This window comes from Lentzea alba (genome assembly GCF_047445655.1).
Classification (GTDB): domain Bacteria; phylum Actinomycetota; class Actinomycetes; order Mycobacteriales; family Pseudonocardiaceae; genus Lentzea; species Lentzea alba_A.
In genome coordinates this window covers 313,947-327,106 of sequence record NZ_JAJAEG010000001.1, presented here as the reverse complement: position 1 = coordinate 327,106, position 13,160 = coordinate 313,947, and the positions used below count along the sequence as shown (strand labels likewise).

Genomic DNA, 13,160 nt, shown 5'->3' with positions numbered 1-13,160 from the left:
AATCAACGTGACACCGTGTCCTCATGACCATCGCCGAGGTCGTCCCGTCACTGCTCTCCGGCCTGGACGTTCCGGGTGCCGACAACACCCTGGACCTGCCGTCCGCCCGGCGTGTCGTGCTGCTGCTCGTCGACGGGCTGGGCCACGAGCTGCTGCGCGAGCACGCCGAGCACGCCCCGTTCCTCGCCGGTCTGTCCGGCCGCGAGATCGACGCGGGGTTCCCGTCGACGACCGCCACCAGCCTCGCCTCGATCGGCACCGGGCTGCTGGCGGGTGAGCACGGCATCGTCGGGGTGTCGTTCTCGGTCGGGGACGAGGTGCTCAACGCGCTGACCTGGTCGCGTGCCGGTGATCGCCACCACGACCTGCGCAAGACGCTCGTGCCCGAGGTCGTCCAGCCGCACCCGACGGTGTTCGAGCGCGCCGCGGCGGCCGGGGTGGCGGTCAGCACGGTCGCTCCGTTGAACCAGCGGACCAGCGGGCTGACCCGTGCCGTGCTGCGCGGGTCGTGGTTCCGGGGCGCGGCCGGGTTCGGCGACCTCGCGCTGGGCGCGGTCGCGGCGGTCCGGCAGGACCGCTCGTTCTGCTACGCCTACCACGCGGATCTCGACATGATCGGGCACATCTACGGGCCGGGCTCCGACGAGTGGCTGCTGCAGCTGGAGTTCGTGGACGCGCTGGCTTCCCGCATCGCTTCCCGGATGCCACCGGATTCGCTGCTCGTGGTCACCGCGGACCACGGCATGATCACCGCGGACGACCGGATCGACTTCGACACCGAACCCTTGCTGTGGCAGGGAGTCCGGGTGATCACCGGGGAACCCCGGGTGCGCTACCTGCACACCGAAAGTGATGAGGTGCTCGAAGTCTGGCGTGATTTCCTCGGTGACCGCGCGGATGTGGTGCGGCGAGAGGAAGCCGTCGACGCAGGGTGGTTCGGCCCGGTCAGCCCGCTCGCGCTCGACCGCATCGGGAATGTTGTCGTGGCAATGAAAAACTCGGCGGTGATCGTTCGTGGCCAGGCGGAACCCTTGTTCAGCGTGATGAACGGCTTTCACGGGTCTAGAACGAGACAAGAATTGGCAATTCCACTGCTGGTTTGTGCCCGCTGACTGTCTCAGATGGTCAGTCGCGGGCAATTGGTCGTTATGTTCCTTCCGTGACGGAAATCCGGCTGCTCGGACCTCTGGAGGTTCTCGCGGGCAGCGGCGAGCGGGTGCGGATCGGCAGCACGCGGGACCAGAAGGTGCTGGCGGCGCTGGCGCTCGCGTCCGGGCGGCTGGTCGGCCTCGACCACCTGGTGGCCGTCGCGTGGGACGGCGATCCTCCTTCCACCGCACGGCATCAGGTGCAGAAGTCGATCGCGTCGTTGCGAGCGGTGCTCGGTTCCTCGGTGATCATCACGGACGGAACGGCGTATCGCGTCGTGGCTTTCACCGACGTCTCCGCGTTCGAGGACTGCGTGCGGTCGGCCGCCGCTCTCGAACCCTCGCAGGCGGCGCCGGTGTTGCGCTCGGCCCTGGAGTTGTGGCGCGGCAGCGCGCTGGCCGGGCTGGTGAGCTCGGAGCTGCGGGTCGACGCCGACCGGTGGAACGAGCGGCGGATCTCCGTGACCGAGCAGTGCTGTGCGCTGGAGCTCGGGCTGGGGCGGCATCGTGAGCTGGTGCCGGAGCTGACTGCGCTGGTGGCAGAGCACCCGTTCCGCGAGGGGCTCGTGGCGTTGCTGATGACCGCGCTGTACCGGTCCGATCGGCAGGCCGACGCGCTGGAGCTGTACCGGGTCACACATCGGCGACTCGTCGACGAGCTCGGTGTCGAGCCCGGTTCGGTGCTGCGCGAGGCGCACGACGCGGTGCTGGCGCAGGACGCGGGTGTGGTGTCGTCCGTCGTGCCCCGGCAGCTGCCCGCCGACCTGGTGCGGTTCACCGGCAGGGACGACCACCTGCGGGAGCTGGACGCGTTGCTGGAGTCAAGCTCGACCGTGGTGATCACGTCGATCGCGGGCGTGGCGGGTGTCGGCAAGACGGCGTTGGCCGTGCACTGGGCGCATCGGGTCAGCAAGTCCTTTCCGGACGGTCAGCTGTACGTGAACCTGCGCGGGTTCGACGACGCGCCGCCGATCACCCCTTCCGAGGCGCTGACGGGGTTTCTGCGGGCGCTGGGCGTCACGCAGGTGCCCGGCGACGAGCTGGAGCAGGCCGCGCTGTACCGGTCGGTGCTGGCGCAACGGCGGATGCTCGTGCTGCTCGACAACGCTGTCTCCGAGGATCAGGTGCGGCCGTTGCTGCCCGGCAGTCCCGGTTGCGTCGTCGCGGTGACCAGCCGCAACGACCTGCGCGGGCTGATGGCCGTCGACGACGCGCATCGGCTGGAGCTGGACGTGCTCACACCGCCCGAGTCCGCGGCGCTGATCGGCCGGATGCTGGGGCCTGCGCGGGCGTTGGCCGAGCCCGAGGCGGTGGCGTCGCTCGCGCGGTTGTGCGGGCATCTGCCGTTGGCTTTGCGAGTTGCGGCGGCGAACCTGGCTGCTTCCCGCGATCGGGTGGCGGACGCCGTCGCGGCGCTGGAGGGCGAGGACCGGCTGTCGTTGCTCTCGATCCGCGGTGACCAGCGCGGTGTGGTCTCGGCGGCGTTCGATCTTTCCTACCGCGAGCTGGCACCTGGGCCCGCGCGGTTGTTCCGGCTGCTGGGGTTGTTGCCGCGCACCGACTTCACCGTGCACGCGGCGGCGGCGCTGCTGGGGGAGTCGCTGGCGTCGGCCGGGTCCTGCATCGCGGCGCTGGAGGTCGCGAACCTGGTCGAGCCGCACACCGCTGGGCGCTACCGGTTGCACGACCTGCTGCACCTCTACGCCCGTGGACTCGGGGCGGATTCCGAGGCGAAGCAACGGTTGTTCGACTTCTACGTGCTCACCGCGGACGCCGCGCTGGACCTGCTGGTGCCGCGCATGCTGCACGCCGAGCGCCCGTCGCGTTCGGTCGAGGTGCCGCCGTTCGGGAGCCGTTCGTCCGCACTGTCCTGGTTGGACAGTGAGCGGGACAGCATGGTGACGCTGGCGTTGAGCGGCTGCTGGCACATGGCCGACGCGCTGCGCCGCTACCTGTGGATGTGCAGTGACCACCACACCGCCCACGCGGTGGCGACGGCCGCGCTGCGGCACGCCTCGGAGCGGGGTGACGTGGTCGGGCAGGCCACGATGGAGTCCGCGCTCGGGACCGCGTTGATGGGGCAGGACGCTTTGACGGCGGGTGAGCACTTCCTGCGCGCGGCTGAGTTGTTCCGGACGGCCGGCGACCTGGTCGGTGCGCACCGGGCGTTGCACAACCTCGGTGCGTGCTACATCGTGCAGGGCCACCCGCTCAAGGCGCTGGAGGCGTACCGCGAGGCCTCCGAAGTCCAGGTCGGGGCCTCTGAGACCTCGCTGGCGATGGTGACGGTCGGGCCGGCGTACGTGGCGACGGGCGACCTGCACGAGGCGATGGCGCACTACGACAAGGCCATCCAGATCATGGGCGACGACGTCCCGGTGCTCGGCTGGACCGGCGAGGTGGCCCTGGCCCTGGGAGACATTCCCCGCGCGCGTGAGCTGATCGCGCAGGCCGCCGCAGGGGCGACCGGTGTGCCTCACTGGGAGCTGTGCGTGCTGCACGTGGAGTCCATGCTGCACCTGGACACGGGGTCGTCGGCGCAAGCGTTGTCGGTGGCGACCCGCCTGCGCGAACAGGCGGTCCGAGCCTCCGCGAACGCGCACTACCTGCTGCGCGCGCACGACGTGATCGGCAACGTGCACTGCCACCTCGGGCGGTTCGACCTCGCGATCGCCGAGCTGACCCGGGGTGTGACCCTGGCCGTGGATCGTGACCTCGCCTATCAGGAGGCTTGGTCGCGGGTGTCGCTGGCGCGTGCTCTGGCGGCTTCGGGTGATCGTGTCGAGGCGGCCCGGCATGCGTTTCTGGCGCTGGAACTGGCTGTCGAGCGGGGTTTCCAGGTGATCCACGCACGCGCACTGAACACGCTGTCGGTTCTCGGCCAGTCGCGGCTCGACTCGGCGCTGGAGATCGCGCTGTCGACCGGGCACGCGCTGACGGCGGCCGAGACGTGGTCGCTGCTGGGTGAGCACGGGCGGGCTGCCGAGATCTTCCAGCGCTGCACGGGTTCCTCGCTGCACGCTCCGGCCGGCGTGCTGTCGCTGGAGCCTTCTTGTACTTTCTGCTCGTGACGATCTCATTGCCCGGACCGGTCGCCTTCGTGCTCGGCGGCGGAGGCAGTCTCGGCGCGTCGCAGGTCGGCATGCTGCGGGCACTGCGGGAGCACGGCGTGCGGCCCGATCTCGTCGTCGGGACGTCCGTGGGGTCCGTGAACGGATCTTTGCTGGCGTTGGACCCGGAGAAGGCGGCCGAGCGGCTGGCTGTGATGTGGGAGGGGATGACGCGGCAGCGGGTGTTCCCCGGTGGGCCTCTGGCGCAGCTCCGGTCGTTGCGCACCAACAAGACCTACCTGTTCCCGAACACCGGGCTCGCGGACGTGCTGGCGGAGGGGCTGGACGGGGTTGAGGACTTCGCTGACCTGACGCTGCCGTTCGGCGCGGTGTCGGTGGACTGCGTGACGGGTGAGGCCGTCAACATCACGTCCGGCCCGCTGGTGCCCGCGATCCTGGCCAGCGCGGCCATTCCCGGCGTGTACCCGCCGGTGAAGATCGATTCCAGGGTGCTGTACGACGGCGGCGTGCTGGCGAACGTGCCGATCCGGCAGGCGTTGGCGATGGGCGCGAAATCGTTGGTGGTGCTGGACTGCGCGTTCCCCGGCCACCTGCCGACGGTGCCGGAGACGCTCGCCGAGACCCTGCTGTTCTGGGCGACCCTCGGCATGCGCAACCAGGCGGTGCTGGAGGTGGAGCTCGCCTCGCAGCACGCGCCTGTGCTGTACCTGCCGGGGCCGCCCGTGCAGGCCGTGACCCCGCTGGACTTCTCGCACACCGCCGAGCTGGTCGACGCCTCGTACGTGGCGTCGGCGGCGTTCCTGACGTCTCTGGAGATCGCGGGGGCCGGGCTGTACGGCCACCCGTCACACGGGTAGCGCCGCGAACTGGCTGGCAGGTCGGCCGGTAGCTCCTCGTCCAGTTCCAGGTGCTCGACCTTCAGCAGGCTCGCGAGCTGTTTGACGGCGTGCTCGGGCACGATCAGCCGTTCGAGCTCGGCGTCCAGCGCGTGGGCTTCCTGTTCGGTGGCACCGATGGCGGGCACCAGACCGGGCAGGAGACGGCCCGGTGGGTGTCGCTGGCGTTCACGGTCGTGGGGTGGGTGCCGGCCATCTGCCTGGTGACCGGGGTCGGTCGCATGTTCAAGCGGGACGAGCGTTAGACATCGGCTCATTTGGAGCATTTATCGATTCAGGAGAGCGTGTAACACGGTCATACCTCCGATGACCTATTGAACTGTGGCCACCAGGTGGCGTAGACCTTTGCGCGGTAACACCGAGCACGTCTTCCTACCGCCGCAGGAGGCGTCCACCAGGAGGCTGGCTCGTGCGCAAAACGTTGCGTCGTCTCGGCGTGTTGATGACCGCCGCTCTACTCGTTGTCGGCGTGAGCTCTCCGGCGCACGCCGAGGTGCTGCATCCGCGGCAGGACTGGCTGCGGGCGTCCACCTCCGGTCTGTTCCTGCACTGGGGGATGCGGACCAACCCCGGCTACACCAACTGCGCCGCCTGGGAGGCCGCCGTCACGAACGGTGGCTGGTCCGCCAAGTACTGGGTGGACGAGGCGAAGAAGCTGCACGCGCAGTACCTCGTGCTGGCGTCGTTCCACAGCAGGCTCGGCTATGCGAAGGCCTGGCCGTCCAGCATCCCGGGCACGTGCTCGACGAAGCGCGACTTCCTCGGCGAGCTGATCGAGGCCGCCAGCAAGGAGGGGCTGTACGTCATCAACTACATGACGGACGACCCGCAGTGGCACGCCGAGGGTGGCACCGAGTGGACCGACTCGGCGGCGTACTCGAAGTACAAGGGCAAGAACGTCAACCTGACGACGCGCGACGGGTTCGGTGAGTACAGCTACGACCTGTTCGTCGAGGTGATGCAGCGCTACCCGAAGCTCGCCGGGTTCTGGATCGACAACGACAACGCCTACTGGGAGCGCAACGGGCTGTACGAGCGCATCCGGCGTGACCGGCCGCATTACGTCCTCAGCAACAACAACGAGGACACGGCGATCATGGACACGATCAGCAACGAGCAGAAGACCGGCATGACGCCGAACTACGACTACCCGCAGGCGGTTTACACGGCGGCGCCGCGGTTGATCGAGGCGTGCTTCAAGCTGCCGAGCTCCGGCGCGTGGTGGTACAGCGGCAGCAACTCCGCGGTCGACTACAAGCTCACGCTGGGCCGGTTGATCACCAACGCCGGTAGCGACGTCAAGGCGTTGATGGCCGAGACCGCGATGGTCAACGGCAAGTTCCCGTCGAACCAGGCGAACTTCAACAACTTCACCGCCACTTATCTGCGCGACATCTGGGAGTCGATCGGTGGCACGTACGGCGGCGGCTACCTGCACGGCGGGCTCAAGCCCGGGTTCTGGAACGACGGCGCGCACGGTGTCACGACCGTGTCGAAGGCCAACCCGAACCAGCACTACGTCCACGTGCTGACCAAGCCGTCCGGCAGCACGTTGCGGGTGCGGGACAACGGTTACAAGATCAGTCGGGTCACGAACCTGCGCACCGGTGCGGCCGTGTCGTGGGCGCAGGCCGGCGGCACGCTGACGTTGAGCGGTGTGTCGAACTGGGACCAGTACGACACGGTGTTCAAGGTCGAGACGGCCGGCCGTGAGGGGATCATCCCGGCTTCGTCGTACACGATGAGCGCGTCGGCTTCCGGATCCGGTCACCCGGCCTCGCACGCGGCCGACGGCAACTACCAGACCTATTGGGACGCAACGGGTGCGGGCACGGTGTCGCTGCGCTTCGACCTGGGTTCGGCGAAGAAGGTCTCGTACGTGGCGCTGAACCAGCGCGAGGACTCGACCACGCATCCGGTGGCGAACTCCGCGCGCATCAAGAACTACAACGTCTACACGTCCAACGACGGTTCCAATTGGACGAACGTGAAGTCCGGGTCGTTGGCGAACCACCGCGGTGTGCAGTTCATCGACCTGCCCGCGAACACGACCGCGCGCCACATCCGGGTGGAGAAGACCTCCACGCAGGGCAAGGCGCAGCTGCGGGTCGACGAGGCGTGGCTCGGCTCGGCCTATCCGGGTGCGGGCGTGCCGACGCCGGAGTCGCGGTACGAGGCGGAGAACGGCCTGGTGTCGCAGGGCGTCGTGGAGTCGAACCACGCCGGGTTCTCCGGCACCGGGTTCGTCAACTACGACAACGTGTCCGGGTCCGCGGTCGAGTTCAAGGTCAACGCGGACGTCGCGGGGCCGCGGCAGGTGACGTTGCGGTTCGCCAACGGCACCACGGCGAACCGGCCGCTGGACATCTCGGTCAACGGGTCGCTGGCGGTGGACGAGCAGTCGTTCGCGGGCACCGGGGCGTGGACGTCCTGGCAGACCGTGACCGTGACGCTGGACCTCGTGGCCGGTGAGAACACGGTCCGGGCGGTGGCGACGACCGCGAACGGCGGGCCCAACCTGGACTACCTCGAAATCTGATTCCGGGAAGATCTAGCCGGCCCCGGCCGGGAAGTGGGTGCCAACACTTCCCGGCCGGGCAGTATTGATCACATGACGGTTCAGGCGAACGACTACGACAGCTTCGGCGAGGCGTACGCGGCCTCCAACGAGACCAACCTCGCCAACGCCTACTACGAGCGGCCCGCGATGCTGGCGCTCGCCGGGGACGTGACCGGCCGCAGGATCCTCGACGCGGGGTGCGGTGCGGGACCGCTGCTCGAGGCGCTGCGCGACCGGGGCGCCGACGTGGCCGGGTTCGACCTGAGCGGCGGGATGCTGGAACTGGCCCGGCGGCGGCTCGGTCCGGACGTGGAGCTGCGCAAGGCCGACCTGGCAGATCCGCTGCCTTACGCCGATGCCGAGTTCGACGACGTCGTCGCGTCCCTTGTGCTGCACTACCTGGAGGACTGGGGCCCGGCGCTCGCGGAGTTGCGGCGGGTGCTGAGGACCGGCGGCCGGCTCATCGCCTCGGTCAACCACCCGACGGCCGAGTACGGCATCGAGCGCCTGGCCGGGCGCAGGCCCGACTACTTCTCGACCTGGAACTCGATCGGGGAGTGGACCGAGAACGGGCAGACCATCCGGTTGAGTCTGTGGAACCGGCCGTTGCACGCGATGACCGACGCCTTCACCGCGGCGGGGTTCCGGATCTCCGTGATCAGCGAACCCCAGCCGGCGCCGGAGGCCCGTGAGCTGTTCCCCGAGGAGTTCGACCTGTTGTCGACCGCCCCGAGCTTCCTGTTCTTCGTCCTGCACGCGGAATGAGTGCCAACACTTCCCGGCTGGGCGGACACGAACAGGTATGACAACCGAAGACCCTGACGACCGCGCGTTGTGGTCGCAGGCCGCCGGGGGCAGCGCGCACGCCTTCGGGATGCTGTTCGACCGGCACGCGAAGGCGGTTTACAACCACTGCTTCCGGTTGACCGCGTCCTGGGCCGAGGCCGAGGACCACCTGCAGGCGACGTTCCTGCTGGCCTGGCGCAGGCGTGATGACGTGCGGCTGGAGCGCGAGTCGGCGTTGCCGTGGCTGCTCACGGTGGCGACCAACGTCGTGCGCAACGGGCAGCGCTCGCTCAGCAGGCGGCTCAAGAACCTGCGGCGCGTGGGCGAGGAGCGGCCGGTGCCCGATCACGCGGATCTGGTGGTGGAGCGGCTTGATGACCAGCGGCGGATGAAAGAGCTGCTCAGCGCTGTGGCGGAGTTGCCGCGCAACGAACGTGAGGCCATCGCGCTGTGCGTGTGGTCCGGGGTGTCGTACGCGGATGCCGCGGCGGTGCTCGGCATCACCGAGGGCAGCGTTCGGGCGAGGGTCAGCAAGGCCAAGTCGAAGCTCCAGCAGCACCGCGAGCTCGTGCACACCGGGGAGGACCGATGACCAGCATGCTTCCGCCCACTCGCGACCTGCCACCGGGCCGCCACACGCAGATCCGGGCCGAGCTCGAACGCGCGGTCGGCCGCCGGCGTTCCAGGTTCACGGTGCCGATCCTCGCCGCGGCGGCCGCGGTGCTCACGGTGGCGACGAGTGTGGTGTTGCTGCGGCCGGGACCCTCTGACCCGACGCCCGCCGTGCAGATCACGACGTCGCCTCCTCCGGCCTCCTACGACCTGGGGGTGCCGCCGGAGACCGTTGCGGCGATCGAGGAGGGGTGCGCGAAGGCGGCAAGGGTCGGCACGGCGAAGCTGCGCCAGTTGGTGCTCGAAGAGTCGCGGTGGGCGTTGCTCTACAGCGAAAACGCGGCACTGAGCTGCCATCTGGTCGGCAACGACTACAGCGCCGGCTCGGTCCAGGGCGACATGAGGTGGCTGCCGGGGTACTTCTCGGTCGAGGAGATGATCTCTGCCGCCGGTGGCGACGTTCCGACCGCCAAGCCCGCCGACGCGGGGAAGCGCGGCTTCCACCAGGTCGGTGGACGCGTCGACGAGAAGGTCGCGCGGGTGACGCTCAGCGCCGACGACCAGGTGGTCGACGCCAAGGTCGCCAACGGTACCTATGTCGCGCGGATCTACTACCCGTCGACGTGGCGCTTCCCGGAGAACGACCGGACGCCCGTCGTCCGGGCCTACGACGCGGCGGGGAACCTGCTCGGCAGCAGCGACACGTCGTGGCAGACGTGCTATGAGAACCCGGAGACCGGCGCGCTCGTCGGCAGCGTCCGGCAAACGCCGACGGATGAGTGCCTGCCGGCCCTGCCGTGGAAGTGAGGCCGCTAACGGCCGCTACCGACCGGTTGGCCTAAGCGACATACTGGTTGGTATGACGACTGTGGCGAACTTCGGCGGCACCAGCCACTACGCGGACCTCGACGGGCCCGTGCACTGGGTCGACTTCGGCGGACCGGATGACGGGCCGAAGATGGTGCTTGTGCACGGGCTCGGTGGCTCGCACCTGAACTGGGCGCTGCTGGCGCCGTTGCTCGCGAAGAGGGCGCGGGTGACCGCCGTCGATCTCGCCGGTCACGGGCTGACGAACCCGGAGGGCCGCAAGACCACGGTCCAGGCCAACGCCAGGCTGCTCGGCCGGTTCGTCAGGGAGATCGTGAACGAGCCCGTGGTCCTGGTCGGCAACTCGATGGGCGGGATGATCTCGCTCTTCCACACCGCCTACAGCCCGGACCTGGTCAGGGGCCTGGTGCTGGTCGACCCGGCGCTGCCGATGGTGTTCGGGACGCGGCCCGATCCGACGATGCTGAGCACGTTCTTCATGTACTCGGTGCCGGGGCTGGGGGAGCGGTTCCTGGCCAGGGCGAAGACCGCGCCACCCCGCGCGCAGGTCGAGCGCCTCCTGGAACTGGTCTGTGCCGACCCGTCGGGCATCCCGGAGGAGCTCAAGCAGGCGTCAGAACACCTGATCGGCGAGCGCGCCAAGGTCCAGGGCCTGGACGCGGCGTTCCTCGCGGCGGCGCGCAGCACCGTGCTCACCACGTCGAAGCGCGGCGCCTACTTCGCGGCGATGAGCAAGGTGCGCGTGCCGGTGTTCCTGATGAGCGGCGACAGGGACCGGCTGGTCAACGTCGCCGCCGCCCGGTACGCGGCGCGCAGGCACCCGCACTGGCGTTACGACGAGTACGCGGGCGTCGGTCACGTGCCCCAGATGGAGATCCCCGACGTGGTGTCCGAGCGGGTCCTGGCCTGGATGGACGCCAACCGCCTGAGCACCGAGGCCAGCTGACCCAGAGTGAGCCGCTCCCGCAGCACGGGGGCGGCTCCGGTCAGCACGAAGTGGTCCTCGTGCTGCTCCACGCCGGTCAGCTCGATGCCGCGGGGCAGCTCAGGCACGGCGAAGACGCGTGCGGGCAGCCAGCGGTGGAGCCGGACGTGCAGCTCCGTGCCGACCAACTGGACGGTCAGTGGCAACCAACTAACTCGTTGCAACTCCTGGATGTCGGAAACCGCCACTTCCACCCGGAACTCGACCGGTGACGACACGAGGGTCGCGGGCGGGTTCACGTGGACGTCCCGGCACACGACGGTCGCGCGGCGAGCACGCCAGCGCGACCACCGCACGTTCTCCAGCTCGATGCGGACGTCGTCGACCTGGCCGAGCGCCAGTCCGAGGGCGCCCAGCCGTGCGTCGAGTCCTACTACGGTCAGGTGCAGGTCGTGCGCACCCGCCTGAACCGTCAGATCGTGTCTCAGGCCGTGGTCTCCGGCTTCACGCCGTTGTTCGCCGCCTTCGAGGTCGCCTTCACGGCGCGCGGCTTGGGGGCGGGCTTCGCAGCAGCAGGCTTGGCCGCAGCAGGCTTGGCCGCAGCAGGCTTGGCCGCAGCAGGCTTGGCCGCAGCGGCCTTGGCAGCCGGCTTCGCGGCGGCGGGCTTCGCGGCAGGCTTCACGGCAGCCGGCTTGGCGTCCGCCTTGACCTCGACCAGCGCGGCCTTTTCCGCGACGGCCTCGGCCTTCTCCTCGGCCTCGGCGGCCAGCGCGACCATCTCGTCGAACCCGGCCCGGATGCCGTCGGCGAGCAGCTGCACGTCCGGCACACCGTCGAAGTCGGCGTTGATGCCGAACGTGAACCTGTCCAGGTAGGAGAAGATGCCGACAGTGATCCGGATCGTCGAGGCGACCGGCACGTACGGGAACATCTCCACCAGTGGACGGCCGAGCATGTAGAGCGGGATGCGCGGGCCGGGCACGTTCGTCGTGACGGTCTGCAGGATCTGCTGCGGGAACCGCATCGCGGTCCGCGAACCCAGCGCCATCAACGTCGGCGCGGCGAAGTTCGACAGGTTCGTGATGACGTCCGCACCTGCGGCCTGGCGCGAGTTCTTGAGGTCGTCCATCTGCGCGCGGATCGACGCGAGCCGCTTGACCGGGTCCGCCTCGCCCACGGGCAGGTTCACCAGCACGGCGCTGACGCGGTTGTTCAGCTCGTTGTGCTGGTCGGCCTTGCGCATCGACACGGGCACCATGGTCCGCACGACCATGCCCTCGGTCAGCTCGCCGCGCTTCTCCAGCAGGTCGCGGAAACCGCGCGTGATCGCCGTGAGGATGACGTCGTTGACCGTGCCACCGGCGGCCTTGCGCACCTGCTTGATCTCAGCCAGGTTCGCGCGCGCCCACACCCAACGGCGGTGTGGCCCAATAGGACCGTTGAGTGAAGTCGCGGCACGCGTGACCAAACGACGTGCGGTACCGGGAATCGAGCCGAGAACCGACTTGCCGAAGTCCACGATCTCGTTGAGCGACCGCATGTTCCGCGCGATGGCGGGCAACGCGGAGAGGTGCTGCACCGGCGTCACCACGGCGTCGCGCACGCCGTCGACCACCAGGTCGAGCGTCGAAGGCGTCGGCGCGGCCTTCCACTCCTTCGGCTCCGGCAGCGCGGTCTCCGGCTTGAAGTCCAGCAGGAGCTGCAGCATGTCCGTTCCGGACACTCCGTCGATCATGCAGTGGTGGACCTTGGAGATGATGGCCCAGCGACCGCCTTCGAGGCCCTCGACGAGCCAGACCTCCCACATCGGCTTCTTGTCGTCGAGCTTCTGCGCGAAGAGCCGGCCCGCGAGGTTGCGCAGCTGGTCCTCACCGCCCGGCGACGGCACCGCGGTGTGCCGCACGTGGTAGAGGATGTTGAAGTGGTCGTCGTCGACCCACACCGGACGGCCCACGTGGAACGGCAGGGCCTTCACCTTCTGCCGATAGCGCGGCACCTGGTCCAGCCGCGACGCGAAGAGGCGGATCACGTCGCCGTAGGACGGGGCCGGTCCGTCGAAAACCAGGACGGAACCGACGTGCATGGGCACGTTCTCGTCCTCGATGAAGTAGAAGCTTGCGTCCAGTGAGCTCATCCGATCCACTCGAAAAATGGTAGAGGACGTTTGCATCTGAATCGACGTCCATGCAGGTGAGAGGCACTGCACACGTGTGAGGTTGCCAACGTGTTACCTGGACGTGGCGAATCGAGACTCGAAAGTGCTGGCGAAAAGATCGTTCACGAAACATCATGGACGTACTGGGCAACGAGGCCCGGGGGCGCCGGCTCGGGGTT

11 protein-coding genes are annotated in these 13,160 nt (G+C 68.9%); 9 read left to right on the top strand and 2 right to left on the bottom strand.

Translation table 11 applies throughout. The annotated features are described in order from the left end of the window. Positions 1-23: 23 nt before the first annotated feature. The 9 genes from LFM09_RS01530 (at position 24) to LFM09_RS01490 (ending at position 10,847) form a co-directional block, all read left to right on the top strand. Entirely contained in the window at positions 24-1,112 is a 1,089-nt protein-coding gene (locus LFM09_RS01530) for an alkaline phosphatase family protein (protein WP_414094380.1), read from the top strand. Between the two features lie 47 nt (positions 1,113-1,159). Then, on the top strand, positions 1,160-4,219 hold the full coding sequence (locus tag LFM09_RS01525; RefSeq protein WP_414094379.1) for a BTAD domain-containing putative transcriptional regulator: 3,060 nt from the start codon (positions 1,160-1,162) through the stop codon (positions 4,217-4,219). Next, positions 4,216-5,076, top strand: a complete 861-nt coding sequence (locus LFM09_RS01520; RefSeq protein ID WP_414094378.1) for a patatin-like phospholipase family protein — start codon at positions 4,216-4,218, stop codon at positions 5,074-5,076. Before LFM09_RS01525 ends, LFM09_RS01520 begins: the two co-directional genes overlap by 4 nt. Positions 5,077-5,126: 50 nt before the next feature. Further along, positions 5,127-5,360 carry a hypothetical protein gene (locus LFM09_RS01515; protein WP_414094377.1) on the top strand — a complete coding sequence of 78 codons (234 nt, stop codon included), beginning with the start codon at positions 5,127-5,129 and terminating at the stop codon, positions 5,358-5,360. 164 nt (positions 5,361-5,524) lie between these two features. Next, on the top strand, positions 5,525-7,654 hold the full coding sequence (locus tag LFM09_RS01510) for a discoidin domain-containing protein (RefSeq protein ID WP_414094376.1): 2,130 nt from the start codon (positions 5,525-5,527) through the stop codon (positions 7,652-7,654). Positions 7,655-7,726: 72 nt separating this feature from the next. Beyond that, complete coding sequence (locus tag LFM09_RS01505) at positions 7,727-8,440, top strand: class I SAM-dependent methyltransferase (protein WP_414094375.1); 714 nt, start codon at positions 7,727-7,729, stop codon at positions 8,438-8,440. 37 nt (positions 8,441-8,477) lie between these two features. Further along, complete coding sequence (locus tag LFM09_RS01500; RefSeq protein ID WP_414094374.1) at positions 8,478-9,053, top strand: RNA polymerase sigma factor; 576 nt, start codon at positions 8,478-8,480, stop codon at positions 9,051-9,053. Next, the gene (locus LFM09_RS01495; RefSeq protein ID WP_414094373.1) at positions 9,050-9,880 is read left to right on the top strand and encodes a hypothetical protein; all 831 of its coding nucleotides are present in this window, start codon (positions 9,050-9,052) and stop codon (positions 9,878-9,880) included. The genes LFM09_RS01500 and LFM09_RS01495 overlap by 4 nt, the downstream gene beginning before the upstream one ends. A 52-nt stretch (positions 9,881-9,932) precedes the next feature. Then, positions 9,933-10,847, top strand: coding sequence for an alpha/beta fold hydrolase (locus LFM09_RS01490; RefSeq protein WP_414094372.1), 915 nt, complete (start codon positions 9,933-9,935; stop codon positions 10,845-10,847). Here LFM09_RS01490 and LFM09_RS01485 read toward each other — a convergent pair. After that, a complete protein-coding gene (locus LFM09_RS01485; protein ID WP_414094371.1) occupies positions 10,757-11,182 on the bottom strand; it encodes a hypothetical protein in 426 nt (141 codons plus the stop codon). The two genes, LFM09_RS01490 and LFM09_RS01485, sit on opposite strands and share 91 nt — an antisense overlap. 128 nt (positions 11,183-11,310) lie before the next feature. Then, positions 11,311-12,960: a WS/DGAT/MGAT family O-acyltransferase gene (locus tag LFM09_RS01480; protein WP_414094370.1), complete on the bottom strand. Its 1,650-nt coding sequence runs from the start codon at positions 12,958-12,960 to the stop codon at positions 11,311-11,313. Positions 12,961-13,160: the final 200 nt, after the last annotated feature.

Coding starts and splice junctions, on each gene's coding strand:
- LFM09_RS01530 (WP_414094380.1), top strand. CDS start 24: ATGACCATCGCCGAGGTCGTCCCGTCACTGCTCTCCGGCCTGGACGTT.
- LFM09_RS01505 (WP_414094375.1), top strand. CDS start 7,727: ATGACGGTTCAGGCGAACGACTACGACAGCTTCGGCGAGGCGTACGCG.
- LFM09_RS01500 (WP_414094374.1), top strand. CDS start 8,478: ATGACAACCGAAGACCCTGACGACCGCGCGTTGTGGTCGCAGGCCGCC.
- LFM09_RS01495 (WP_414094373.1), top strand. CDS start 9,050: ATGACCAGCATGCTTCCGCCCACTCGCGACCTGCCACCGGGCCGCCAC.
- LFM09_RS01490 (WP_414094372.1), top strand. CDS start 9,933: ATGACGACTGTGGCGAACTTCGGCGGCACCAGCCACTACGCGGACCTC.
- LFM09_RS01480 (WP_414094370.1), bottom strand. CDS start 12,960: ATGAGCTCACTGGACGCAAGCTTCTACTTCATCGAGGACGAGAACGTG.